The organism is Amycolatopsis sp., assembly GCF_035546795.1.
In the GTDB taxonomy this organism is placed as follows: domain Bacteria; phylum Actinomycetota; class Actinomycetes; order Mycobacteriales; family Pseudonocardiaceae; genus Amycolatopsis_E.
Window position 1 is genome coordinate 228,358 of the sequence record NZ_DASZWC010000004.1, and the last position, 24,839, is coordinate 253,196.

The 24,839-nt window shown below is 69.6% G+C and carries 24 protein-coding genes; 12 read left to right on the top strand and 12 right to left on the bottom strand.

Annotated elements, in window-relative coordinates; genetic code table 11:
• The first annotated feature begins 1 nt into the window (after position 1).
• Positions 2-412 carry a secondary thiamine-phosphate synthase enzyme YjbQ gene (locus VHD82_RS06270; protein ID WP_325697927.1) on the top strand — a complete coding sequence of 137 codons (411 nt, stop codon included), beginning with the start codon at positions 2-4 and terminating at the stop codon, positions 410-412.
• Here VHD82_RS06270 and VHD82_RS06275 read toward each other — a convergent pair.
• Complete coding sequence (locus VHD82_RS06275; protein WP_325697929.1) at positions 350-1,366, bottom strand: ABC transporter permease; 1,017 nt, start codon at positions 1,364-1,366, stop codon at positions 350-352. The genes VHD82_RS06270 and VHD82_RS06275 overlap by 63 nt on opposite strands.
• A gap of 100 nt (positions 1,367-1,466) precedes the next feature.
• Here VHD82_RS06275 and VHD82_RS06280 point away from each other — a divergent pair, with 100 nt between their 5' ends.
• Complete coding sequence (locus VHD82_RS06280; RefSeq protein WP_325697931.1) at positions 1,467-2,150, top strand: HAD family hydrolase; 684 nt, start codon at positions 1,467-1,469, stop codon at positions 2,148-2,150.
• 286 nt (positions 2,151-2,436) lie between these two features.
• Here the strand turns inward: VHD82_RS06280 and VHD82_RS06285 are convergent, their stop codons facing one another.
• The gene (locus tag VHD82_RS06285) at positions 2,437-4,188 is read right to left on the bottom strand and encodes a proline--tRNA ligase (protein WP_325697933.1); all 1,752 of its coding nucleotides are present in this window, start codon (positions 4,186-4,188) and stop codon (positions 2,437-2,439) included.
• Positions 4,189-4,294: 106 nt separating this feature from the next.
• Here VHD82_RS06285 and VHD82_RS06290 point away from each other — a divergent pair, with 106 nt between their 5' ends.
• Both VHD82_RS06290 and VHD82_RS06295 read left to right on the top strand, forming a co-directional pair.
• The gene (locus VHD82_RS06290; protein WP_325697935.1) at positions 4,295-5,185 is read left to right on the top strand and encodes a 2-hydroxyacid dehydrogenase; all 891 of its coding nucleotides are present in this window, start codon (positions 4,295-4,297) and stop codon (positions 5,183-5,185) included.
• 9 nt (positions 5,186-5,194) lie between these two features.
• Positions 5,195-8,254, top strand: a complete 3,060-nt coding sequence (locus VHD82_RS06295; protein WP_325697937.1) for a BTAD domain-containing putative transcriptional regulator — start codon at positions 5,195-5,197, stop codon at positions 8,252-8,254.
• 11 nt (positions 8,255-8,265) lie between these two features.
• Here the strand turns inward: VHD82_RS06295 and VHD82_RS06300 are convergent, their stop codons facing one another.
• The 5 genes from VHD82_RS06300 to VHD82_RS06320 form a co-directional block, all read right to left on the bottom strand.
• Positions 8,266-9,453 carry an FAD-dependent monooxygenase gene (locus VHD82_RS06300; RefSeq protein WP_325697939.1) on the bottom strand — a complete coding sequence of 396 codons (1,188 nt, stop codon included), beginning with the start codon at positions 9,451-9,453 and terminating at the stop codon, positions 8,266-8,268.
• Between the two features lie 84 nt (positions 9,454-9,537).
• Positions 9,538-9,744 carry a hypothetical protein gene (locus VHD82_RS06305; RefSeq protein ID WP_325697941.1) on the bottom strand — a complete coding sequence of 69 codons (207 nt, stop codon included), beginning with the start codon at positions 9,742-9,744 and terminating at the stop codon, positions 9,538-9,540.
• A gap of 57 nt (positions 9,745-9,801) precedes the next feature.
• Positions 9,802-10,653: a Ku protein gene (locus VHD82_RS06310; RefSeq protein ID WP_325697943.1), complete on the bottom strand. Its 852-nt coding sequence runs from the start codon at positions 10,651-10,653 to the stop codon at positions 9,802-9,804.
• Between the two features lie 116 nt (positions 10,654-10,769).
• The gene (locus VHD82_RS06315; protein WP_325697945.1) at positions 10,770-11,315 is read right to left on the bottom strand and encodes a TetR/AcrR family transcriptional regulator; all 546 of its coding nucleotides are present in this window, start codon (positions 11,313-11,315) and stop codon (positions 10,770-10,772) included.
• A gap of 43 nt (positions 11,316-11,358) precedes the next feature.
• Positions 11,359-12,105 carry an IclR family transcriptional regulator gene (locus tag VHD82_RS06320; RefSeq protein ID WP_325697947.1) on the bottom strand — a complete coding sequence of 249 codons (747 nt, stop codon included), beginning with the start codon at positions 12,103-12,105 and terminating at the stop codon, positions 11,359-11,361.
• 47 nt (positions 12,106-12,152) lie between these two features.
• Between VHD82_RS06320 and VHD82_RS06325 the strand changes: the two genes are divergently transcribed.
• Genes VHD82_RS06325 through VHD82_RS06340 form a run of 4 tightly spaced genes read left to right on the top strand, consistent with a single transcriptional unit; the run spans position 12,153 to position 15,891 of the window.
• The gene (locus tag VHD82_RS06325) at positions 12,153-13,229 is read left to right on the top strand and encodes a cupin domain-containing protein (protein WP_325697949.1); all 1,077 of its coding nucleotides are present in this window, start codon (positions 12,153-12,155) and stop codon (positions 13,227-13,229) included.
• Positions 13,226-14,047 (top strand): fumarylacetoacetate hydrolase family protein, encoded by an 822-nt coding sequence (locus tag VHD82_RS06330; RefSeq protein WP_325697951.1) that lies wholly within the window; start codon positions 13,226-13,228, stop codon positions 14,045-14,047. Before VHD82_RS06325 ends, VHD82_RS06330 begins: the two co-directional genes overlap by 4 nt.
• Positions 14,044-14,730, top strand: coding sequence for a maleylpyruvate isomerase family mycothiol-dependent enzyme (locus VHD82_RS06335; RefSeq protein WP_325697953.1), 687 nt, complete (start codon positions 14,044-14,046; stop codon positions 14,728-14,730). Before VHD82_RS06330 ends, VHD82_RS06335 begins: the two co-directional genes overlap by 4 nt.
• 12 nt (positions 14,731-14,742) lie before the next feature.
• Positions 14,743-15,891 (top strand): FAD-dependent oxidoreductase, encoded by a 1,149-nt coding sequence (locus VHD82_RS06340; RefSeq protein ID WP_325697955.1) that lies wholly within the window; start codon positions 14,743-14,745, stop codon positions 15,889-15,891.
• An 852-nt stretch (positions 15,892-16,743) separates the two neighbouring features.
• Here the strand turns inward: VHD82_RS06340 and VHD82_RS06345 are convergent.
• Positions 16,744-17,265: a DUF664 domain-containing protein gene (locus VHD82_RS06345; protein WP_325697957.1), complete on the bottom strand. Its 522-nt coding sequence runs from the start codon at positions 17,263-17,265 to the stop codon at positions 16,744-16,746.
• Between the two features lie 9 nt (positions 17,266-17,274).
• On the opposite strand from VHD82_RS06345, the gene VHD82_RS06350 reads away from it, so the two are divergent.
• Positions 17,275-17,769 (top strand): methylated-DNA--[protein]-cysteine S-methyltransferase, encoded by a 495-nt coding sequence (locus VHD82_RS06350; RefSeq protein WP_325697959.1) that lies wholly within the window; start codon positions 17,275-17,277, stop codon positions 17,767-17,769.
• Between the two features lie 6 nt (positions 17,770-17,775).
• Here VHD82_RS06350 and VHD82_RS06355 read toward each other — a convergent pair whose 3' ends face one another.
• Entirely contained in the window at positions 17,776-18,306 is a 531-nt protein-coding gene (locus VHD82_RS06355; protein WP_325697961.1) for a TetR/AcrR family transcriptional regulator, read from the bottom strand.
• 114 nt (positions 18,307-18,420) lie between these two features.
• Between VHD82_RS06355 and VHD82_RS06360 the strand changes: the two genes are divergently transcribed.
• Positions 18,421-19,341, top strand: a complete 921-nt coding sequence (locus tag VHD82_RS06360) for a zinc-binding dehydrogenase (RefSeq protein WP_325697963.1) — start codon at positions 18,421-18,423, stop codon at positions 19,339-19,341.
• On the opposite strand, the gene VHD82_RS06365 is transcribed toward VHD82_RS06360, so the two are convergent.
• From VHD82_RS06365 to VHD82_RS06375, 3 genes are all read right to left on the bottom strand, one after another.
• Positions 19,319-20,692 carry a vWA domain-containing protein gene (locus VHD82_RS06365; RefSeq protein ID WP_325697965.1) on the bottom strand — a complete coding sequence of 458 codons (1,374 nt, stop codon included), beginning with the start codon at positions 20,690-20,692 and terminating at the stop codon, positions 19,319-19,321. The genes VHD82_RS06360 and VHD82_RS06365 overlap by 23 nt on opposite strands.
• The gene (locus VHD82_RS06370; protein WP_325697967.1) at positions 20,692-21,576 is read right to left on the bottom strand and encodes a MoxR family ATPase; all 885 of its coding nucleotides are present in this window, start codon (positions 21,574-21,576) and stop codon (positions 20,692-20,694) included. The genes VHD82_RS06365 and VHD82_RS06370 overlap by 1 nt, the downstream gene beginning before the upstream one ends.
• Before the next feature lie 74 nt (positions 21,577-21,650).
• A complete protein-coding gene (locus tag VHD82_RS06375; protein ID WP_325697969.1) occupies positions 21,651-22,139 on the bottom strand; it encodes a nuclear transport factor 2 family protein in 489 nt (162 codons plus the stop codon).
• 95 nt (positions 22,140-22,234) lie between these two features.
• Here VHD82_RS06375 and VHD82_RS06380 point away from each other — a divergent pair, with 95 nt between their 5' ends.
• Both VHD82_RS06380 and VHD82_RS06385 read left to right on the top strand, forming a co-directional pair.
• Entirely contained in the window at positions 22,235-23,452 is a 1,218-nt protein-coding gene (locus VHD82_RS06380; RefSeq protein WP_325697971.1) for an acetyl-CoA C-acetyltransferase, read from the top strand.
• A 171-nt stretch (positions 23,453-23,623) separates the two neighbouring features.
• Positions 23,624-24,796 (top strand): CoA transferase, encoded by a 1,173-nt coding sequence (locus VHD82_RS06385; protein WP_325697973.1) that lies wholly within the window; start codon positions 23,624-23,626, stop codon positions 24,794-24,796.
• Positions 24,797-24,839 lie beyond the last annotated feature (43 nt).

Genomic DNA, 24,839 nt, shown 5'->3' on the forward strand with positions numbered 1-24,839 from the left:
CATGTACTCCACCGAAATCGAGGTCAGCACGGGGAACAAGGCGGTGGTGGCCGACCTGACCGGGCGGATCGAGTCGTTCCTCGGCGAGGCCGGGGCCGGCGACGGGCTGCTGCACGTGTGGGTGCCACACGCGACGGCAGGGCTGGCGATCCTGGAGACCGGCGCGGGCAGCGACGACGACCTGCTCGCCGCGCTCGACGACCTGCTCCCCCGCGACAACCGCTGGCGGCACCAGCACGGCAGCAAGGGTCACGGCCGTGACCATGTGCTGCCCGCGCTGCTGCCGCCGTACGCGAGCGTGCCGGTGCTGGGCGGCTCGCTCGCACTGGGCACCTGGCAGTCGGTCTGCCTAGTGGACACCAACCTCGACAACCCGGTCCGCCAGGTCCGGCTCAGTTTCCTGGCGGGCTGAGCGGCCGGGCCAGACGAGGATCACGAGGCCGACCACCAGCAGCGCGCCGAGCACCCACAGTGCGGTCGTGACGTCCGGCGCGCCGGGGGTGCCCTGCAGGATGCTGCGCATGCCCTCGGTGGAGAACCGGAACGGCGTCCACGACCAGAGCGCGTTCTTGTAGGCAGGGTTGAGCAGCTCGGGCACCTGGCCGGCGACGGCCGGCGCGAGCAGGTAGAGCGGGCCCAGCACGGCCAACGCGGCGAGGCCGAATATCCGCAGCAGCGCGCCCTGGATGCTCGCGAAGGCCAGCGCGACCAGGAAGACGAAGCCCAGCACATTCCAGCCCAGCGGCAGGGTTTTGTCCCACAGCTTGAGGAAACCGGCGACCACCGCGGTCATGAAGACCGCGCTGGCCAGTACCCGGACCAGCCGCGTGGCGAGGGTGATCGGGCGGCCGGTGCGTTTCGCGGCGGCGAGCAGGGCGCCGGCGGCGGCCAGGGATCCCAGCCAGCACAGGATGCTCACGGCCAGCGGCGCGGTGCGCCCGGCCAGGCTCGCCGGGTGCACGGTTTCGGTCTGCAGCGTGGTGCCGGTCGCGGTCGCGACGGCCTGCCCGGCGGTGGTGAGCGCCTGCTGCACCACCTGGGTGCCGGCGGGGTTGACGGCACCGGAGACGACCACCTCGGTGGGTGAGCCGAGCTGGAGAATGCCGTAGATCTCCTTGTCGTCCAACAACTTCCGGGCCTCGTCGGGGGTGGTGACGCGCCAGCTGAGCGCCCCGCCACCCTGGGTGGCGACGTGCTCGGCCGCGGCGTGCGCCGGCGCTGCCGTGGGCACGGCTACGGCGACAGGCAGGCCGTGTGGGCTGACCGTCGCCTGGACCCCGACGGTCACCAGGCCGAGCACGATCGCGACCACCGCCCCGGCGAGCGCGGTCAGTACGGCCAGAGGCCACAGCCTACGTGGCTTCATGACGTCCTCCAGGGTAATTCTTCCTCCGTTGAATTCGGCCACGGTAACCCGCATCCGGTCCGGAAGTCAACGATCGTTGAATAAAATGCCCGGTACCGTCATGGACGTGAGACTTGTGCTGTGGGACATCGATCAGACGCTCATCGACCTGCGCGGCGCCGGGCGGGACTGGTACTCGCAGGTGCTGGCCGAGGTAGTGGGCGTGACGATGACCAGGATGCCGCCCCTGTTCGGGCGCACCGAGCGGGCGATCACGTCGGAAGTGCTGCGTGCGCACGGGATCGAGCCGACGGAGGAGCTGGTCCAGAAGGTATGGGCGGCATTGGTCGACGTGTCCGCGCAGGCCGTGCCGACGCTACCGTCACGCGGGCTGGCGCTGCCCGGGGCCGCGGCGGCGCTCGCCGGCCTTGACGGGCGGGCGGTGCAGTCGCTGGTGACCGGGAACCTGCGGGAAGTGGCCTGGCACAAGCTTTCCGCGTTCGATCTGCACCGGCAGCTGGACTTCGAAATCGGCGGGTACGGCTCGCTTTCGGCGTACCGGCCGGACCTGGTGGCTCACGCCGTCGAGCAGGCGAGCGCCCGGCACAGCCCCTTCGCGGCCGACGCGGTGGTGGTCATCGGCGACACCCCGCACGACATCGACGCCGCGCTCGCCCACGGCGCCCGCGCCATCGCCGTGGCCACCGGGAAGTTCGATGGGGACGCCCTTCGCGATGCCGGCGCCCACATCACCTTCGAGGACCTTTCCGACACTCCGGCGGTGCTGGACGCCATCCTCAACTGAAGGCGCGACGCCCCTCGACCAAAGCCAGCGCGGCGGTTCCGGTCCGCTCCGCGGCGTCCCTTTTGCCTATTGCGCGCCGCTCGGCGATCGGCGGCGACGTGCGGGCGAGCCGCTTCGCCGCGAGGTTCCGCCCGATCAGCCTTCGCGGCCGAGCACGTCCACCCCGCGGCGCATCTGCTTCGCCGAGAAGTTGCCGACCGGTTCGACCACTCCGCCCGGCTCGACCCCGTTCTGTCGCGCGGTGACTTCCGGCTGAGCGAGGCTCAGCGCTTTCTCAGCGCCCGGACTACGACTGGACGAGCTTCACCAGGTGGGCGACCGCGTCGGTGACCGGGACTTCCTGGCGCTCACCGGTGGCGCGGTCCTTCACCTCGACGACACCGTTGGCCAGGCCGCGGCCGACCACGAGGATCGTCGGGACACCGATCAGCTCCGCGTCGGCGAATTTCACGCCGGGCGAAGCCTTGCGGTCGTCCAGCAGGACACGCACGCCGGCCGTGTCCAGCTCCGCCGCGAGCTTTTCCGCGCCGGCGGAAACCGACTCGTCCTTACCCGCGATCACCACGTGCACGTCCGCCGGCGCGACGACGCGCGGCCACACCAGGCCCAGCTCGTCGTGGTGCTGCTCGGCGATCACGCCGACCAGCCTCGACACGCCGACGCCGTACGAACCCATGGTGATCCGGACCGGCTTGGAGTCCGGGCCGAGCGCGTCCACCTCGAACGCGTTCGTGTACTTGCGGCCGAGCTGGAAGATGTGCCCGATCTCGATGCCACGCGCGGCGACCAGGGTGCCGTGCCCGTCCGGTGAGGCGTCACCCTCGCGCACCTCGGCGGCCTCGACGGTGCCGTCCGGGGTGAAGTCGCGGCCCGCGACGAGGTCCACCACGTGGTGGTCGACCTTGTCCGCGCCGGTGACCCACGCCGTGCCGGTGACCACGCGCGGGTCGACCAGGTAGCGGATTCCGTTGTCCTGCAACGCCTTCGGCCCGATGTAACCCTTTACGAGGAACGGGTTCCCGGCGAAGTCGGACTCCTCGAGCAGCGCGACCTCGGCCGGTTCGAGCGAGGCCTCGAGCCGCTTCTCGTCCACCTCGCGGTCCCCGGGGATCCCGATGCCGAGGATCTCCCATTCCTTCGCCCCGGGCTGCCGGATCTTCACCATCACGTTCTTCAGTGTGTCCGCGGCGGTGAAGGTGCGGCCGAGCCCGGCCTGGTCGTTGAGGAACTCCACCAGCGTCGCGATGGTCGGCGTGCCGGGCGTGTGGTGCACGTGCGCCTCGGGCAGCCCCTCGACGGCACGCGCGGGCGGCGCGGGGGTGACCACGGCCTCGACGTTGGCCGCGTAGCCGGACTCGGTGCTGCGGACGTAGGTGTCCTCGCCGGTCGGCGCGACCGCGAGGAACTCCTCCGACGCCGAACCGCCCATCGCGCCCGAGGTGGCGGCCACGATGACGTAGTCGAGGCCGAGCCTGTCGAAGATCCGGATGTACGCGCCGCGGTGCAGCTGGTACGAGCGCTCCAAGCCCTCGTCGTCGAGGTCGAACGAGTACGAGTCCTTCATGACGAACTCGCGCCCGCGCAGGATGCCCGCCCGGGGCCGCGCCTCGTCGCGGTACTTGGTCTGGATTTGGTAGAGCACGACCGGATAGTCCTTGTAGGAGCTGTACTCCCCCTTCACGGTGAGCGCGAACAGCTCCTCGTGCGTCGGGCCGAGCAGATAGTCCGCGCCCTTGCGGTCCTTGAGCCGGAACAGGCTGTCGCCGTACTCGGTCCAGCGGCCGGTCTTCTCGTACGGCTCGCGGGGCAGCAGCGCGGGGAACTGCAGCTCCTGCCCGCCGATCGCGTCCATCTCCTCGCGGACCACGCGCTCGATGTTGCGCAGCACCCGCATGCCCAGCGGCAGCCAGCTGTACCCGCCCGGGGCGACGCGGCGGACGTAGCCTGCGCGCACCAGCAGCTTGTGACTGGGCACTTCGGCGTCCGCCGGGTCCTCACGCAGGGTGCGAAGGAACAGCGACGACATCCTGGTGATCACTTGGGGTACTCCTCGGGTCGCGCACGGGCGCATAGACGTTCGCCCCAGACTAGTCAACCCTCCCGTACCCTCCTCAACCGGTTATCCGGCCAGGTTGAATGGGGTCATGGCTCGTGTACTACTGCCCTGGTCCGATCTCCGGGTGCCCGCCGGACTCACCGCCGTGCACTACGACGGCTCCGGAGCCGCGCCGCAAGATGTCGACGACGTGGAGTTCTACGTACTCCCGTACGACAGCGGCGCCGAACCGCGCAAGCTGATCCCCCGGCTGCCCGCGCTCAAGGCGGTGCAGACGCTCAACGCCGGCTACGACGACATCCTCCCAGTGCTGCCGGAAGGCGTGGCGCTGGCGAACGGCCGCGGCCTGCACGATCTCAGCGTCGCCGAGCACACCCTGGCGCTGATCCTCGCCGCGCAACGCGACCTGCCGCGCTGGTTCCGGCAGCAGCCGAGCGGCTCGTGGAGCCGGGGACACACGCGTTCGCTCGCCGACTGCCGGGTGCTGCTCGTCGGGTACGGCTCGATCGCCAAGGCCATCGAGCGTTACCTGGTGGCGGGCGAGGCCGAGGTTGTGCCTGTCGCCAGCAAGGCCCGGCCGGGGGTGCACGGGATCGACGAGCTGTCCGCGCTCCTGCCGGAGGCCGACATCGTGGTCCTCGTACTGCCGGACACCCCGCAGACGCGCGGCATCATCGGCGCGAAGGAGCTCGCCGCGCTGCCGGACAGCGCGCTGGTGGTCAACGTCGGCCGCGGCACGGCGATCGATGTCGAGGCGCTCACCGCCGAGGTGTCGGCCGGCCGGATCCGGGCGGCGCTTGACGTGCTCGACCCGGAGCCGTTCCCGTCCGACCATCCTTTGTGGACACAGGACGGGGTGATCATCACCCCGCACGTCGCCGGTGGCTCCGACTCCTTCTACCCGCGGGCGAAACGCCTGGTCGAGGAGCAGTTGGCGCGGTTCGCGAAAGGTGCGTCGCTGGCGAACCTCGTCCGCTAGGTTGAGCGCATGTGGTTCGGCCTGCTCGGGGAGACGGAGGTCCGCGCCGCCGACGGCAGTCCGGTCGCCGTCGGCGGTCCGCGGCCGCGAGCGCTGCTGGCCCTGCTGTTGCTGGACGCTGGTCACGTGGTCAGCACGGACCGGCTGATCGATGGGCTGTACGGCGAACAACCACCCAAGGAAGCCGCGAATGCCTTGCAGGCACAGGTTTCCCGGCTTCGCCGCAAGCTCGGCGGTGAGCTGATCGAGCTGACGCCGGCCGGGTATCGCCTCACCGTCGACCCTGACAGCGTCGATGTACACCGCTTCACACGGCTGGCCCGCGAAACGGACGACGCTGCCGTCTTGGGCGAGGCGCTTGCGCTCTGGCGCGGGCCCGCGCTTGCCGACATCGAAGCCCCCTTCGCCGAGCCACAGGCCGCGCGGCTGGAGGAGCTTCGCCTCACCGCGATCGAGGACCACGCCGACGCCGTTCTCGCCGGTGGTGGCGCCGAGTCGCTCGTTCCCGAACTCCAGGAGCTGGCGAAAGCGCACCCGTTGCGTGAACGCGTGCACAGCCTGTTGATGCGCGCGCTGAACAGCTCCGGCCGCCAGGCCGAGGCGCTCGCCGCGTTCGAGGGGATCCGGCGGAACCTGGCGGACGAACTCGGCGCCGACCCGTCTCCGGAACTGGCCGAGGCGCACCTCGCCGTGCTGCGGGCCGAGCCCGTGCGCGGCGCCGGGGTTCCCGCGCAGCTCACCAGTTTCGTCGGCCGCGACGACGAACTCGACCGGGTCGGCGAGCTGTTGCGCACATCCCGGCTGGTCACGCTCACCGGCCCAGGTGGCGCCGGAAAGACGCGGCTCGCGATCGAGTCCGCCGGGCGGGCGGGCAGCGAGGTCTGTTTCGTCGATCTCGCCGCCGTGCGCGATGGATCCGAGCTGCCGCAAGCGGTTCTGGGCGCGCTCGGGTTGCGCGACACGAGTCTGTTCGGCGCTCCAGGGCAGGCCGATCCCGTGCGGCGCATCGTCTCCGCGCTGACCGATCGCCGGATCCTGCTCGTGTTCGACAACTGTGAACAGGTGATCGCGGACGCCGCGCAGCTGGTACACCGCCTGCTGTCCGCGTGCGCGGGCGTACAGGTTCTGGCCACCAGCCGGGAACCGCTGACGATCACCGGCGAAGCGCTGTGCCCGCTTCCTCCGTTGTCGGCAGTTCCGGCGGTGCGGTTGTTCACCGAGCGCGCCGCAGCCGTCGCTCCGCACATCGATCTGGACGAGGAAACGGTGCGGCGGATCTGTGCCGCGCTCGACGGGCTCCCGCTGGCGATCGAGCTGGCCGCCGCCCGGCTGCGCACGATTCCCTTGGCGCAGCTGGAAACCCGGCTCGAAGACAGGTTCCGCGTGCTCTCTCGCGGAAGCCGCACGGCCGCGCCGCGGCATCAGACCCTGCGCGCGGTGGTGGAGTGGAGCTGGGGCCTGCTCAGCGCCGAGGAACAGGAACTCGCCCGGCGCCTGGCCGTGTTCACGGGCGGGGCCACCGTCGCCTCGGCCGCGGCGGTCAGCGGACTGTCCGAAGAGGACACCGAGGACGTGCTCACCGAACTGGTCGACAAATCGCTGCTGGAAACCTCGGGCGGCCGGTTCCGGATGCTGGAGACCATCCGCGTGTACAGCGCGGAAAGGCTCGACGAGGCGGGCGAACGCGAGCGGTTCGCCCGTGCGCACGCCGAATACTTCCTCGAACTCGGCCGCGTCGCGGACGGCCACCTGCGCAGGTCCGAACAGCTGGAGTGGCTGGCACGGTTGTCGGCCGAGCACGCGAACCTGCACGCCGCTTTGCGCTGGTCGGTCACGGCCGAGCCGAGGCTGGCGTTGCAGCTGATCGGCGCGCTGACCACGTACTGGCGGCTGCACGGCGTGCTCGGCGAGATCATTCCGCTGGCCGGGCAGCTGCTGGAGATCCTGGGTGATGAGGTGCCGGCGGGCCTGGAAGAGGAGTACGCGCTGACCGTACTCAGCGCGGGACCGTCCGACGTGGACGAACACCTGCGCAGGCTGGAAACGATCATGGCGACCTTGGACCTGCCGGTGCGGCAGCCGTACCTGCTGGTGGCCTGGGCGCTCTACGGCGGCCCGCCGAGCCCGGACGCACCGCAGACCACGATCCAGGAGCGGTTCGCGGAGACCGAGGATCCGTGGTTCGTGGCGCTCGGACATTTCTCGATGAGCTACCTGAAGCTGTTCAACGGGGACATCGACGCCGCCGAGCCGGAGCTGAACGCGTCGCTGGAGCGGTTCCGCTCGGTCGGCGACCGCTGGGGCATGGCGCAGGTGCTCGACGGGATGGCCACCCTCGCGGACTACCGCGGCCAACGCGAACACGCGGTCGCCCTCACCGACGAAGCCATCGAACTGGTCGGGGAACTCGGCGCGATCGAGGAGCTGGCCGAGTTGTGGTATCGCCGCGCGGATCGCCTGCGCTACGACGACCCGCGCGCGGCCGCCGCCGGGTATGAGCGCTCGGCGGAGTTGGCGCGGCGCGCCGGGGTCGCAGCGACGCTTGCGTTGGCGCACCTCGGTTTCGGGGAGCTGGCCCGGCAGCGTGGTGAAACCGCCGAAGCCAAGCGCTGGTACGAAAAGGCGCTCGCGGAGTGCGGGCCCGACTGGCAAAGCGCGAGCGCCCGCACCAAGGTGCTGACAGCGCAGGCGCGGATCGCCGAGGCGGAAGGCGATCTCGACCGGGCGGGCGCACTGCACCGGGAATCCATCGACCTGACGCTGGGCCTGCAGTTCCACACGTACCTCGTGGACGCGCTGCAGGCCTACGCCGGGCTGGTGCTGCGCGAGGGCGACGGGGACCGCGCCGCCCGCCTGCTGGGCCTCGCCGACGCGTTGCGCGGCCATTCGGTGGCGGACGACCCCGACGTCACCCGGGTCCGGGATCAGGTCGGGGCCCACCGGCGCTCCTACGAGGAAGGCCGCACCATGACCTTCGCCGACGCCGTGACGTTGGTTACTGATCCGACCGGAAGTAGGCGGACACGGATCCGCAGCCGATCTGCTCATAGAGACCTGTTTCCGCCGTGACTGTAGTCGGATCAGTAACGAACAGCACAGTAGTCCTTGAGCGACAACGTGTTCGCGGCTTTGACCGCCATCCGCAGGAACAGCGAGAGCAGTGGCTGCCGGAACAGCAGCTTGTAACTGCGGTTGCGCCGCCGGATCTTGACCGTGGTGGGCGGCGCCAGGAACGGGCCGGCGTTGGCCGCCTGCTTCAGCCCCGCTTCCGCGGCGGGCCGCACTTCCGTTTCGTAGCGCGGAAAAGCAACAGTGTGATCGCCCCCGGCCGCGGCCAGCTCGCCGGCCAGCACGTACGCCGACATCATCGCCAGCCCGGTGCCGCCCCCGCCCGGCCCGGCCCCCCAGCCTGCGTCGCCGACCAGCGCGACCCGGCCCTTCGTGTAGTGCTCCAGGTGCATCTGGCAGAGCGTGTCGAAGTACAGGTCGTCAGCGTTGTCCAGCGCGTCGAGCAGCTTCGGCATCTCCCAGCCGATCCCCCGGTACAGCTCGCGGACGATCTTCTTCTGCTGCCCGACATCGCGCCGGTCGTAGCCGAGACCGGCTTCGGAGAACCACAGCCCCACGTTGACGGTGGCATTACCGGGTTTGCTGCCGACCATGATCCCGCGCGCCGGCACGTTGTAGATCAGGCCGGTGCGGTCGAGGCCGAGGTGGTTCGGCGCGGTGAAACCGGCGAAGTGGTAGCCGGTGTCCTTGCGGAACTGCTGCTCCGGGCCGAAGGCCAGCGCCCGCACCCCGGAGTGCAGCCCGTCGGCGCCGATGACCAGGTCGAACTTGCGGGGCGCCCCGTGCGCGAAGGTCACCTCGACGCCGTCAGCCACCTCGGTCAGCGAAGTGATCCAGTCGCCGAAGACGTACTCGGTGCCGGCCTTGGTCGCGTCGTAGAGGATGCGGTTCAGGTCGCCCCGCAGGATCTCGACCTCGCCGCTGATGAACTCGGGCGGCATCGCCGCGACCTGCTTGCCGCTCTCGTCGAGCACGAGTTGCGGGCCCATCCCGGTCTGGTGGCGGCGGACCTCGTCCAGCAGGCCCATCCGCCGGAGCACGTCCATCTGGTTGCCGCGGAAGTCGACCGCCTGGCCGCCCGCACGCAAAGCCGGAGCGCGCTCGACGACTGTCGTGGAAAAGCCGCGGCGGTTGAGCCAGAAGGCGGCGGTGGGCCCGGCGATGCTGGCGCCGGAGATGAGGATTCGGGTGTTCCGCACGATCGGCTCCTTCGTCGTTCTCGGTGGTGAACCGAGGTTCGACGAAGGCCCTGACCGTGCACTGACCGTGCACTGACGGGCCCGTCAGGAGGCGTGCGCGTACTCCTCGACGACGAGTTCGGCGGTGCAGTGGCAGCCACCGTCCACGTCGGCGCAGGTGATGGTCAGGGTGTGCCGGATCCGGTCGAAGTCACGGCAGCCGGGTTCGGTGCACTCCACGACGTCGTCGGTGTGCAGGACCAGGGTGCCGTGGCAGTGGTCCAACCCGGCCGAGCAGCTGATGCACTCCATGCCACCTTGGTATCACCCGCTCGACGGGGAGCCGGGGAGGCTGGGCCCGGCGTGTCTTCAGGCGCTCTTGGGTGAGCGCCTGGTAGTGGCCGGCTTCTTCGCCGGGGCCTTCTTGCGGGCGGCCGGTTTGCGGGCCTTCTTCGCCTCGGAAACGCTGGCCTCCAGCGCGGCCATGAGGTCCACCACGTCGGATTTCGCCGCCTTCTTCGGCAGTTTCGCGGTGTCCTGGCCGGCAACCTTGGCCTCGATCAGCGATTCGAGCGCCTCGCGGTAGCTGTCGTGGTACTTGCCGGGGTCGAACACCGGCTCGGACAAGGAGTCGATCAAGGAGCCCGCCATGGTCAGCTCCTGGGGGCGCACCTGCGGGACTTCCTCGTTCAGGAAGCCGAAATCCGGGGTGCGCACCTCGTCCGGCCACAGCATCGTGGTCATCACCAGCACGTCGGCGTGCACGCGCAGCAGCGCCAGCGACTCGCGCTGGCGCAGCGCGACCTTCGCGATCGCCACGTTGCCGGACTTCTGCAGCGCGTCGCGCAGCAGCACGTACGGCTTGAGCGCGGCCTTCTGCGGCTCCAGGTAGTAGTGCCGGTCGTAGTGCAGCGGGTCGATCGCCTCCAGCGGGACGAACTCCAGCACGTCAATCACGTTGGAGCTGGACAGCGGCAGGCTCTCCAGGTCCTCGTCGGTGATCACGACCATCTCGCCGTCGTCGAGCTCGTACCCCTTGGCGATCTCGCTGTAAGGCACTTCGACGTTCTCGATCGAGCAGTACCGCTTGTACTGGACCCGGCCACCGTCGGCAGCGTGCACCTGACGCAGCGAAACGTTCTTGTTCTCGGTGGCCGCGTAGAGGTGGATCGGAATGGTGACCAAACCGAACGAAACGGAACCCTTCCACATCGATCGCATCGCGGGTGCCCTCCCGGTGTCGCGACATATGCCCTGGTCACTGACGGTACGCGGGGAACGGCGGGGTGACCAGTCAGCGTTACCCGGCCTGCCGCGTCCGAATGGCCGAACAGGGTTCAGCCCAGTAGCGCCGCGGCCGCTGTTCTCGCCTGCTCGGCGGGTTCGGCGCCGCCGAAAATCCCCGCGGTGACCATGGCGCCTTCGGCGATCAGGAACAGGCTCGCGGTCAGCTCCGGCGGGCTGCCTGCCGCGGCGACCAGCTCGCCGAGGTACTGGCGGAACGCGGTCTTGTGCCGCCGGGCCTGGCGGGCGACGGCCTCGGAAACCGCGCCGAGCTCGCCATAGGCGTTGATCCAGGCGCAGCCGCGGAAACCGGGCTCCTGGAACCAGAGGTGCAGCCAGTCGAAGACGGCGAGAATCCGGCGACGCGGATCCTCGTGCTGCTCGACGTGCTCGGCCAGGCGTGCGCGCCACCGGGCGTCGCGACGTTCGAGATAGGCTTCCACCAGGTGTTCCTTGGCCGGATAAACCTGGTACAACCGCTTGAGCGAGACCCCGGAGGCCGAGCGGATGTCGTCCATGCCGACCGTCCGGATGCCCCGGGCGTAGAACAGCTCCTCGGCCGCGTCGAGCAGCCGCGCCTGCGCGGTCTCGCGATCCATCGTCGTTCCTGTTCTGGGAGAACTTACGTTCTCGTAGGGTACGTCAGGAACCCTCCACCGCGTCCACGGCGGCGCGCAGCTCCGGCACCAGCACGCCCACGCGCTGCCTCGAATACCGCGCGCTCGGCATCGCGACCGACAAGGCCGCGACGTACTCGCCGTCCACCCCGCGCAGGGCCATGCCCACGGCGTGCAAGCCGGCCTCCGTGCCCTCCGGGTTGGTCGCGTAGCCGCGGCGGCGGACCACCTTCAACTCCCCCAGCAGCCCGTCCCACTCCGCCTCCGACAGCCCCGGGTCCGCCGTGCCCATGCCGTACAGCGTGGCGACCTCAGCCGGTTTCATCTGTGCCAGCAGCGCTTTTCCGCCCGAGGTCCGCGCGGCCGGGAGGATGGTGCCGCGCCTGTCGCCGACGTGCAGGATCTGGTTCGACTCCACGCTCGCCACGAACCGGCACTGCGTGCCGACCCGGACCATCAGGTTGACGGTCTCCTCGACCCGCTCGCACAACCGCTCCATCGCCGGGCTCGCGGCGGCCCGCAACCGCGCGAGGTCGCCGTCCAAGGGTGAGCCGGCAGTAAGCGCCGGGCCGGGGAGGTAGCCGCGGGTCTCGTCCTGCTCGGCGAAGCCGCGGTACACCAGCATCGCCAGCAACCGGTGCGCCGTGGAGCGGCCGATCCCGAGCTCGGCCGCCGCGTCGGTGACACGCAGTTTGCCCTGGTCGCGCAACAGGTGGATCAGCTGGAGCGCGTTGTCGACCGAGTCAAGGGCGTACGGCGGCTTGTTCCTCATAGCAGAATTGTATTACCGCAGCGAAGAACACTTCCTATGTTGGGGACATGAACGCGAGCAACGTGGCTACCGCGGAGGAGACCGCCGCCCTGGACCGGCTCTACCGCGATTTCAAGTCCGAGCACATGATTCCGCTGTGGACGCAGACCGGTGATCTGATGCCGATGTCGCCCACCGCCAAGGCCATGCCACACATCTGGAAGTGGAACACGTTGCTGCCGCTGGCCGAACGCGCCGGAGAACTCGTCCCGGTCGGCCGTGGCGGCGAGCGGCGGGCGATCGCGCTGGCCAACCCCGGCCTCGACGGGCGCCCGTACACGACGCCCACGCTGTGGAGCGCGATCCAGTACCTCGGCCCGCGCGAAGTCGCCCCGGAACACCGGCACAGCCAGAACGCGTTCCGCTTCGTCGTCGAGGGCGAAGGCGTGTGGACCGTGGTCAACGGTGACCCGGTGGCGATGCGCCGCGGGGACTTCCTGCTCACTCCTGGCTGGCATTTCCATGGTCACCACAACGAAACCGACCGGCCGATGGCGTGGATCGACGGCCTCGACATCCCGCTCGTGCACTACACCGACACCGCGTTCTTCGAGTTCGGCTCGGACGAGGTGACCGACTGGACCACTCCGGACGTCTCCCGCTCGGAGCGGCTGTGGGCACACCCCGGCCTGCGCCCACTGTCCGGTTTGGACGAACGGCCCAGCTCCCCGATCGCGGCTTACCGTTGGGAACACACGGATCGTGCGCTGCGCGAGCAGCTGGCGCTGGAGGACGAGGGGCACCCCGGTGTCGTCGAGCCCGGGCACGCCGCCATCCGCTACACCAACCCGACCACCGGCGGTGACGTCATGCCGACCATTCGCGCGGAGTTCCACCGGCTGCGCGCCGGCACCGGGACCGCGACCAAACGCGAGGTGGGTTCCGCCGTCTGGCAGGTCTTCGACGGCGAGGGCACCGTTGTACTGGGCAGCAAGGAAACCCGCGTCGGCCGCGGCGACCTGTTCGTCGTACCGTCGTGGGTGCCGCTGACCCTGCGCGCGGAGAGCGAGCTGGACCTGTTCCGCTTCGCCGACACCCCCGTTTTCGAGCGCCTGCACCAATACCGTGAGGAGATCACCCGATGAAGCTGGCCACGATCCGTACCGATGGCGGGCACGCGGCCGTCCGGGTGGACGGTGACGCCGCCGTCGAAGTCGGCGCGAGGGACGTCCGTGAACTGCTGAGCGAGCCGAACTGGCGTGAGCGCGCCGCGAACGCGTCCGGCCGCACGCACCGGTTGTCCACTGTGGACTACGCGCCGGTGGTTCCCGAGCCGGGCAAGATCTTCTGCGTCGGGCTCAACTACCGCAACCACATCCTGGAAATGGGTCGGGAGCTCCCGGAGTACCCCACGCTGTTCGCCAAGTTCGCCGACGCGCTGATCGGCTCGCGTGACGACATCGAGCTGCCCGCGGTCTCCGACGCGATCGACTGGGAGGCCGAGCTGGCGGTGATCATCGGCACGACCGTCCGCGACGCCGGCCTCGATCAGGCCCGCGCGGCGATCGCCGGATACTCGGTGCTCAACGACGTGACCGCCCGTGACTACCAGTTCCGCACGAAGGAGTGGTTGCAGGGCAAGACTTTCGAGGCCACCACCCCGCTCGGCCCGGTGCTCGTCACCCCGGACGAGCTGCCAGCCGACGCCGAGATGACCTGCGAGGTCGACGGCGAGCCGGTGCAGAAGGCCGGCATCGGCAACCTGGTCTTCGGCCCGGCCGAGCTGGTCTCCTACATCTCGAAGATCATCACCCTGCGCCCCGGCGACGTCATCGCGACCGGCACCCCGGGCGGCGTCGGGCACGCGCGCAAACCACCGCGCTACCTCACCGACGGCAGCGTGCTCACCACCCGGATCACCGGCATCGGTGAACTGGTCAACACCGCACGGGGGCGCAAATGAGCGACCTGGCGCAGCGGCTCGCGTGGCTGGACGAGGGGTCGGAACTCTTCCTCGCGGAGCTGGAAACGGTGCGGGACAGCGACTTCGGCGACGACACGGCATTACCCGGCTGGACCGTGGCACACCTGGTGGCACACGTCGGGTACAACGCGAAAGCGCTTTCCCGGTTGGTGCACTGGGCGCGCACCGGGGAAGAAACCCCGATGTATGCGAGCGCGGAAGCCCGGGACAGCGAGATCGAAGCGGGCAGCAGGCTCTTGGCGCTCGAACTGCGCGATCTCGTCCGGGAGACCGACGACCGGCTACGCACCGAGCTCGCCGGACTGTCCTCTTGGGACAGTGAGGTGCGCACCGCACAGGGCAGGACGGTCACCGCGGACGAAATCCCGTGGATGCGGGTGCGCGAGGTGTGGATCCACACCGTGGATCTGGGCACCGGCAAGGATTTCCGGGATTTCCCGGTGGCGCTGCTAGAAGCGCTGATCACCGACAACGTGACCCTGCGGGCCCAACGTGACCAGGGACCGGCCTTGCTGTTGCGCGCCGAGGACACGGACCGTGAATGGCGCATCGACCGGGGGAACGAAGAGCCCACGGTCGTGGCCGCCGACTCCGCCGAGCTGTGCCGCTGGCTGGCCGGGCGGGGCGCTATCGACGGGCCCGAACTCGCCCGCTGGCTTTAAGGACAACGAAAAATGAGTGAAGACGTACTCGTCGCCGGTGGCGGGATCGGTGGTCTCTCTGCCGCCTACGCGCTGGCCACCTCCGGGCATTCGGTCCGGCTGCTGGAGCGGTCGGCGGAGTTCGGCGAGGTCGGTGCCGGCCTGCAGCTGGCCCCGAACGCCACCCGGATCCTCGAAGAATGGGGCCTGCTCGACGAAGTGGCCGACGCCGGGGTGCTCCCCAGCCGGCTGCTGCTCGCGGACGCGGTGTCCGGCCGGGAACTCGTGGCCGCCGACCTGACCGGGGATTTCCGCGAGCGCTACCACGCGCCGTACATCGTGGTGCACCGCAGCGACCTGCACCGCATTCTGGTCGACGCGTGCCGGCGGGCCGGGGTCGCGCTGGAGAACAACCGGACGGTGGAACGGGTGGACAGCACCGAGGACACCGCGTTCACCTATTGCGCCGACGGCACGGTTTTCGAGAGCAAGGTGGCGGTCGCGGCCGACGGGCTCACGTCGAAACTGCGCCGTGCGCTGTCCGACGACGAGCCGGTCTGTTCCGGTTACGTCGCCTACCGGGGCGCGATCCCGCTGGCGGACATGCCTACCGAGGTCAGCCTGGACGACGTGATCGCGTGGATCGGCCCGCGCTGTCACCTTGTGCAGTACGGCCTGCGGCGTGGGGAGATGTTCAACCAGGTCGCGGTTTTCGCCAGCCCGGCTTTCGGCCGTGGGGAGGAAGATTGGGGTGGCCCGGGGGAACTGGAGGAGGCGTTCGCCGGGTGCAGCGAGCACGTGCGGCGCTCGCTGTCTTCGCTCTGGCGTGATCGCCGGTGGCCGATGTTCGACCGGTTGCCCATCCCGAACTGGGTTTCCGGACGGCTCGTGCTGACGGGTGACGCGGCGCACCCGATGTTGCAGTACCTCGCGCAGGGCGCCTGCCAGGCGATCGAGGACGCGCACACACTGGCCGCCGAGGCGACGAAGTCCGATGGCGACTGGGACAAGGCACTCGCCGCGTTCAACGCCGCCCGCGCACCACGCACGGCGAAGGTGCAGAGCACGGCGCGGATTTGGGGCGACATCTGGCACACCGATGGCGTGGGTGCGCTGCTGCGGAACGAACTGCTGACGACGCTGCCCGCCGTGCATGGGTACACGGATTGGCTGTACGCGTAAGGCACCCGCCTGAGTTGGGTGTCGTCCCGTCGCCTGCGACCCCGAAATCACTTTGAGTCAGGCCCGCACCTCCGCTCTCAGCGCGCAGCCGACAACGCAAGATTGCGGGCCTGACTGAAAGTGATACTCCTGGGAGTAGGCGACGGGACGACACCCAACTCCCCCACCCACCCACGTGCTTGCGTGAGCCGAGCTACGGGCCCCTGGTCATCCTGGAGCCAGCCCCTCCGGCGAGGAGTTCTCTTGATCTTTTTCCCTTGCTGGGCGCACTGCGACAGCAACGGACGCGCGCGGAGCGCGCTGTGTGGCCCCACCCCCGCCCCGATCTTTGAGTGTTCGCGGTTCCGCACTCGCGTCAAGGCGGGAAAGATGCCTTGACTCGAGCACGCAACCGCAAGAGCGGCTGGGGATCGGGGCGGGGGTGGGGCTGGGCGTGGGGAGCCGCGGCTTTCGTTGCCGGGCGGCGGCTGGGTGCATCGTGGTGGGCTGGCCGTGGGGAGACGCGCTGGGTTTCGCTGCCGAGCGGCGGTTGGGTGCGCGGCGGTGGGTGACGTGGAAACGCGCGGCTTTCGCTCCCGAGCGGCGGTTGGATGCGCGGCGAGGCTGGCTTTGGAAACGCGCCGGCTTTCACTGCCGAGCGGCAGTTGGATGCGTCGTGGCGAGCTGGCCGTGGGGAAACGCCTCGGCTTTCACTGCCCAGCGGCAGCTGGATGCGTGGTGGCCGTGGTGGAAACGCGCCGGCTTTCGCCGCCAGGTGGCGGTTGGTCGCGTGGCGGGGCTGCCGCGAGAAGGCTCGCTATCGCACCGCCGGGCGGCGGCTGGGCGCGCGGGGGCCCGCAAGCGCTTGCGTGGTCAGGCTTGGAGCACATCCCTGGTGATTTCCAGCTGGCCGTGGTGCTGCGCCAGCTCCTCGTAAGCGTGTTGCAGCGCCGCGCCTTGCGTGCGGCCTACCGGGGTACCGACGTACTTCGGGGGCGCGTCCTCGCGTAGCGGTGCACGCGGGTCGGCCGCGGCGACGTCGGCGCGGAGTTGCTGCTGCGCCTCCCGCACCCGCGCGACGATCTCGGCGACGGTGCCCGTCGCGTGGAACTCCGCTTCGCGATCGCGTTCGACCGGGCGGCCGGCGACCAGCCTGCCGACCCAGAAGCCCAGTACGCCGAGGCTGTGGTTGACAATGACGTACGGGCTGTTCGCGCCGGGCAGCTCCGGGCGTTGGTTGACCAGCTCGTCACCGAGATCTTCCAGCACGCGGACCATCCCGTCGAGGGCGCGATCGGTGAAGAACAGGTACTCCTCGGCGGTGAACAGCACTCGTTTTCCTTTCCGGACGGCGGTGTCGTTTTTCCGCCAGCCCCCGGGCGTTCGAAGGGCCATGCTGAAAACATGTTTACCGTTGTGGACAGTCCCGTCGGCCCGCTGACGCTGGTCGGCGAGGACGGTGACCTGAGTGGAATCTACCTGCGTGAGCATCGTCACATGCCGCCACAGGAGCGGTTCGGCGAGTACGTCGAGGGCGGGCTGCCGCAGGTGGCCGAGCAGCTGCAGGAGTACTTCGCCCGCCAGCGTACCGAGTTCGAGCTTCCCTTACGCCTGAACGGCACGCCCTTCCAGCGGACGGTCTGGGCCGCGCTGCAGGAAATTCCTTACGGCGAAACGATTTCCTACGGCGAGCTGGCGCAGCACATCGGCCGTCCGACGGCCTCGCGCGCGGTCGGGCTGGCCAACGGGAAGAACCCGGTGAGCATCGTGGTGCCCTGCCACCGCGTGATCGGCTCGACCGGTGACCTGACCGGCTACGGCGGCGGCATCGACGTGAAGCGCAGCCTGCTTCACTTCGAGCGCGAAGCGTCCGAGCTGTCGCTGTTCACCCCGGCCTGAACTCGTTCACTGCTCGGTCTTGATCACCGCGGCGGCGAGGGTGGCGGCGCGGGCGGCGATGTCGGCGGGCGGCAGTGGGCGACCGTGCTCCAGCCACCACGTGATGGTCTGCACGAACATCGCGCCCAGCACGCTCGGCACCAGGTCTCCGGCCTGCTGCGGAGCCAGGTGCACGGTGGTCATCTCCGCCATGGACGCCCGCATCCGCCCGGCGAACCAGGAGCTGCCGTCCTTGCCGAGCATCGCCAGGTAGAACCGGTGGTGCTCGTCCAGATGCCGGAAGAACGCCACCCACCGCGAACCGGTCGATCCGCCCTCCACCAGACCGAGCAGCTCTGCCATCGCATCGTCGAAGATCTGCTCGACCAGGTGGTACTTGTCCCGGTAGTTGCGGTAGAACGCGGCGCGGCTGACCAGTGCGCGCTCGGTGATCGCCCCGACCGTCACCGACTCGAACCCGCGCTCCTCGATCAGCTCGATGAGCGCCTCCCGCAACAGTTTCCGGGTCCGGCGCACCCGCACGTTCTCGCGAGACAATTTTCGCTCCTTGTCCAGGACGGGACAACCACCCGGGTTTGCCGCTTGTCCCGCCTCCACCGCGCTGCCTGAATGGAGACACAGTGTCTCGTTCCAGCAGAGGAGTCAACGAAAATGCGTGCAATCCGTGTCCGCGAGGTCGGCCTGCCCGAGGTGCTCCGGCTCGAAGATGTCGGCAAGCCGACGCCGGGGCCGGGTGAGGCGCTGGTGGCCGTCGATCTGGCCGGAGTGGTCTTCGGCGACGTGATCGTGCGATCCGGCCGGTTTCCGTTCGAGCTGCCCTACACGCCCGGCATCGAGGTCGGCGGGCAGGTGGTGGCAGTCGGGCGCGGGACGGACGAAAGTATTGTCGGACAACAGGTTGTCGCCACCACCGTCGGAAACACGGGCGGCTACGCCGAATTCGCCCGGGTCACCGAGATCTTCCCAGTCCCGGCGGGGCTTCCCCTGGCGCAAGCTCTCGCGGTCTTCCAAGCGGGTTACCTCGCGGAGGGAATGCTCGAAGTCATGGGCCTCACCGGCGGTGAGACAGTGCTGATCACCGCTGCCGCGGGCCGGGTCGGGTCGCTACTTGTGCAGCTCGCGAAAGCCCGCGGGGCCAAGGTGATCGGTGCCGCGGGTGGCCCTGAAAAAGACGCCGCGGTCGCCGGTCTGGGCGCGGATGTCGTGGTGGACTACCGGAAACCGGACTGGTTCACGGGCCTGCGCGCGGACGTCGTGCTCGACGCGATCGGCGGCGAACTTGGCAAGCAGGCGCTCGAAACCTGCACCGGACGCTTCGGCATCTACGGGTTCACGTCGGGCAGGTGGACCGAATCCGATTCGGTACTGAGGCCCCTGCACAGCCTGTTCACCCAGCCCGCCGAGGAACAGCGGGCCCTCGCGAGGAAAGCCCTGGAGTCCGCCGCGGCAGGCAAGCTCGTCCCACTGCTCGCCGGCACCTACCCGCTCGCCAAAGCCGCGGATGCCCACGCGGCACTGGAAAACCGGCGCACGATCGGCGCTTTGTCGCTCAGCCCGGCAGCAGGTCGGTGACCAGCTGGGTGAGCTGACGCAGGTTGCGGCATTCGTGCATCGGCACCACGCGCCCGTACTCCAGCGCCGCCGAATCGCCGGTCCCCCACGACGAACGCGATTCGGGGTTCAGCCAATACACGTGCTTGGCCTTGTCCGCGATCCGGCGCACCGCCGCCAGGTTCGGGTCCCCGCCGTTGGTCCGCCCGTCTCCGAGAATCAGCACGGAGGTGCGCGGGCCGACGACGTCGATCCAGCCGTCGACAAAGCTCGCCAGCGAGTCCCCGTAGTCGCTGCTCATCCCCCACCTGGTCAACCGCGCCTCGGTGAGGATGCGCCGCGCGAGACCCTCGGGATCGGCCGCGTCGCTGGTGACGAGTTCGGTGATCTCGTCGGTCAGCTCGACGAAGGCGAACGTGCGCACCTTGCTGAACTGGTCGGCCAGCGCCTGCACCAGCAACAGCGTGAACTGTGCGAATCCCGCGACAGAGCCCGACATGTCGCACAACAGCACCAGTTCCGGCCGTCCCGGCTTGCGGTTCCGCATCGCCGGACGCATCGGGACGCCGCCGGTGGCCAGCGAACGCCGGAGCGTGCGGCGCAGGTCGATCTGCCCGCGCCGGGCTCGGCGGCGACGGGCGGCCAGCCGGGTCGCGAGCTTGCGGGACAGGGGCTGGATCGTGCGGCGGAGTTCCGCGAGCTGGTCCCGGTTGGCGTTGGTGAAACTGACCAGATCCGTTTGCGGCGCAACGGCATGGCGCGCGATCCGGTCACGGCCACGGTATTCCGCCGTCCGCCGCCGCGCTTCGGCCTGCACGTACTCGCGGAACCGCGCGATGCCCGCACGAGCTTCCTGCTGCGCGAGCCCTTCGCCCATCCCGTCCTGCGGCGCACCCCGGATCGCCGCGAGCACCCGGTTCAGCAGCGCGTCCGGGCGGACCCGTTCCAGCGTCTGGTAGGCCGACCAGCCGCTCATCCCGCCGCCACCGGAACCGCTCTGCCCGAACGTGCCGTACTGCCCGAACACCTCGACGCCGGACGAAGCCAGCGCGCGCAGCCGTTCGTCGTCGCCCTCGGCCAGCGCGCGCACGAGACTTTCCCGCAGCGAAGGCAGATCGTCTTCCTCCGCACCGGTTTCCGCCTTGCCGACCGCGACCGGGAAGAACAGGTCGAACAGCGCGTCGAACGTCGCCCGCTGCCCGGACCGGCGCAGCACCGTCGCGGCCAGCGCCGCCCGGAGCTGCTCGCGATCGGCCAGGCCCAGCACGTCCACGGCCGCGGCCGCGTCCACCGTTTCCCCGGGGCCGACCGCGATCCCGTGCTCCCGCAGGGATCCGACGAACTCGACCAGCCGGTGCGGCAGCCCGGACATCAGGACGCCGGGTCCAGCAGCTGGTCCAGGCGCAGCTCGGCGGCGGCCTTGCGGTGATCGGCCTGGTACTTGAGGATCACCCCGAGGCTGGCCTCGACGACCTGCTCGTCGAGGGTGTCCGCGCCGAGCGCGAGCAGCGTGCGCGCCCAGTCGACGCTCTCCGCGATCGACGGCGCCTTGCGCAGATCCATCGAACGCAGCGCGCCGACCACCCGCACGAGCGATTCGGTGAGCCGCCGGTCGAGGCCCGGGACCTTGAGCGTGACGATGTCGCGTTCCAGGTCCGGCGCCGGGAAGTCCAGGTGCAGGAACAGGCAGCGCCGTTTGAGCGCCTCGGAAAGCTCGCGCGTCGCGTTCGAGGTGAGCAGCACGAACGGCCGGCGGCTGGCGGTGATGGTGCCGAGTTCGGGCACGGTGACCTGGAAGTCGCCGAGCACCTCGAGCAGCAGGCCTTCCATCTCGACGTCGGACTTGTCGGTCTCGTCGATCAGCAGGACGGTCGGGTCGGTGTTGCGGATCGCCTTGAGCAGTGGGCGCGGAAGCAGGAACTCCTCGCTGAACACCTCGTCGCGGGTGTCCGCCCAGTGCTCGTCCCGGCCGGCGGTGATGCGCAGGAGCTGCTTGGCGTGGTTCCACTCGTACAGCGCGCGGGCTTCGTCGATGCCCTCATAGCACTGGAGGCGGATCAGTTCACTGCCGGTGGCCTCGGCGAGCGCCCGTGCCAGCTCTGTTTTGCCGACGCCCGCAGGCCCTTCGACCAGCAGCGGCTTGCCGAGACGATCGGCAAGGAACACCGTGGTGGCGATCGGGGTGGAGGCGAGGTAACCGGCCTCCGCAAGGCGTTCGACCACCTCGTCGACCGAGCCGAACAACGGTTCCTGCATTACGCCTCCCTGCGACGGACAGTCTTCCCAGTATCGGACCTAAGCGATCGCTTAGCCCGGCCGCGTGCGCAAACTCACTTCTCGTAGCGCGCATCGAGTGCGCCGGCGGCGGGCGGCCAGCCGATCGCCCCCGGGCCCCACGCCTGCGAAGTGGGAACCCAGAAGAAGAACGTGACCCGACGTTCGGCGAACAGCCAGCGTTTTCCGTGCCGTTCCAGCAGGTCGCGGTACCGGCCGGCGGCGATATGCGCCTCGCCGTCGACGACGCATGGCTGGTACAGCCAGGTTTCGCCGCTCGCGGTGTCGCCGTCCACGTCGATCGTCTCGTTGGCGCTGAAATGCCACCACGCGCTCAGCGAACCCCGTTGCAGCCCGGGAAAGAACTCGCGCAACGCCTCGCGCCCGCGTGCGGTGGACAGGCCGACGAAGGCGCCGCCTTCGGTGAACAACGCGGCCAACTCCGCCCACCGGCCGTCGTCGAGGTATTGGCAGTAGCGCGCCCGGAGCTGGCCGATCTCGTGCACGTCCTCCAGCCGGCGCAGCCTGGCTTCGAGCCGGTCCATCACACCCTCCTTGGCACGAACGAGCGTTCGCTCTACTGTAGGCAGCGGAGCTTGGCCGGGACAAGACCGGCCGCACGGATCAGAAAGGCGGCGCGATGACCGAGGTCGTGATCTGCGAACCGATTCGCACTCCGGTCGGCCGGTACGGGGGTGTGTTCCGGGACCTCCCGGCGGCCTCGCTGGCGGCGACGGTGATCGGCGAACTGGTGAAGCGCACCGGGGTCGCACCGGACGCGATCGAGGACGTGATCTTCGGTCAGTGCTACCCCAACGGCGAGGCGCCCGCGATCGGCCGGGTCGCGGCGCTCGACGCCGGGCTGCCGGTGGACGTGCCCGGCGTACAGGTGGACAGGCGGTGCGGCTCGGGACTGCAGGCGGTGCTCGACGCGGCGATGCGCGTGCAGACCGGCGTGCAGGAAATCGTCGTGGCCGGCGGCGCCGAGAGCATGAGCGGGGTCGAGTTCTACACCGATTCGATCCGCTGGGGCGTGCGCGGCGGCGGTGTGGAGCTGAAAGACAGGCTCGCGCGCGGCCGGGTCACCGCGGGTGGCGCGAACCATCCTGTCCCCGGCGGCATGTTGGAGACGGCGGAAAACCTGCGCCGCGAGTACCAGATCTCGCGCACGGAACAGGATCTGCTGGCGCTGCACTCACATCAGCGCGCGGTGGCAGCGATCGAGGACGGCCGGTTCGCCGAGGAGATCGTGCCGGTGACCCTGCCCGGCAAGCGCGGCAAACCGGACACGATTGCCGACCGCGATGAGCATCCGCGCGCGGACAGCTCAATGGAGTCGCTCGGTGCGTTGCGTCCCGTCCTGGCGAAGCAGGACCCGGAATCGACCGTCACGGCGGGCAACGCGAGCGGGCAGAACGACGGCGCCGCCGCCTGCCTGGTGACCACTGTGGACAAAGCGGAACAGCTTGGACTGCAACCGTTCGCACGCCTGGTGTCGTGGGCGAGCGCGGGGGTTCCGCCGCGCACCATGGGCATCGGCCCGGTTCCCGCGACGGCGAAGGCGCTGGCCCACGCCGGGCTGGAGCTCAAGGACATCGACCTGATCGAGCTGAACGAGGCGTTCGCCGCGCAGGTACTGGCCTGCACCCGCGAATGGGGTTTCGGCGAAGCCGATTTCGAGCGGCTGAACGTCAACGGCTCGGGTATCTCGCTCGGCCACCCGGTCGGCGCCACCGGGGTGCGGATCCTGACGACGATGGTGCGCGAGATGCGGCGGCGCGGCGCCCGCTACGGGCTGGAAACCATGTGCATCGGCGGTGGCCAGGGCCTCGCCGCGATCTTCGAGCGCGTGGCATGAGCGAGCTTGCGAGTGAATCATCCAGCGCCATGCCGGCCGACGTAGTGAGACTGCCGCGGCTTGCCGGGTCCGGAGAGGAGGCCGCATGAGTGACGCTTGCGAGCGAATCATCGACGTCATGCTGGCCGACGACACTGCCGCGGCTTGCCGCGTCCTTGAAGGTAGGGCCGCATGAATGCCCTGAACGGCTTGCGGGTCATCGAGTGCGCGAGTTTCGTCGCGGCGCCTTCGGCGTGCCTGATGCTGGGACAACTGGGCGCGGACGTGATCCGCGTCGACCCGATCGGCGGCGCGGCCGACTACCGCCGGTGGCCGGTCGCGCCCGGCGGCACCAGCCTGTACTGGACGGCGCTCAACCGCGGAAAACGCTCCGTGGCGGTGAATCTGCGCTCTGACGAAGGCCGTGAGCTGGTCACGGCGCTGATCGCCGAGGCGGGGGTGTTCGTGGACAACGTGGTCGGCCGGCCGTGGCTGTCGTACGAGAACCTCTCCGCGCGCCGGGAGGACTTGATCCACCTACACCTGCAGGGCCGCGCGGACGGCAGCCCGGCAGTGGACTACACGGTCAACGCGGAGGTCGGCGTCCCGACCATCACCGGCGGCGAATCCGAAGCGGCGCCGGTGAACCACGTGCTCCCGGCGTGGGACCTGGTCACCGGGATGACCGTGACGACGGGCGTGCTGGCCGCGTTGTACGAGCGCGAGCGCACCGGCAAAGGCGCCTACCTCGAACTGGCGCTCGCCGACGTCGCGCTCGCTGGGGTGGCGAATCTGGGCTGGCTCGGCGAAGCGCAGTTCCGCGGGGCCGAGCGGCCGAAGCACGGCAATCACGTGTACGGCAGCTTCGGGATCGACTTCGAAACCAGCGACGGGCAGCGGGTGATGGTCGTCGCGCTGACCGAGCACCAGTGGGCCGCGCTGCGCAAGGTGACCGGCACACAGGAGGTGTTCAGCGCGCTGGAGCAGGCGCTGAACGTGGACCTGAACCTGGAGGCCGACCGGTACCGGATCCGGGAGACCATCTCGGCGATCCTGCGGCCGTGGTTCGCCGGCCGGAGCCTGGCCGAGGTGAGCCAGGACCTCGACTCGGCACGAGTGTTGTGGGGCCGTTACCGCGGGATGCCCGAGGTGGCTGCGGATCCGGCGCCGGTACTGTCCACAGTGGACCAGCCGGGAATCGGCGAAGTGCCGAGCGCGCGTTCACCGTTGCGCTGGAACGGCGAGTATGGCGGCACGACCGTCGCGGCATCGCTCGGCGAGAACACCGACGAAGTGTTGTCGAAGGTACTGGGCCTCTCCGACGCCGAACTGGCTCGCTTGCACGACTCGGGGATCGTGGGTTGATGTGCGGGAGCCCCGTGCTGAGGCGACAGCACGGGGCTCCGTT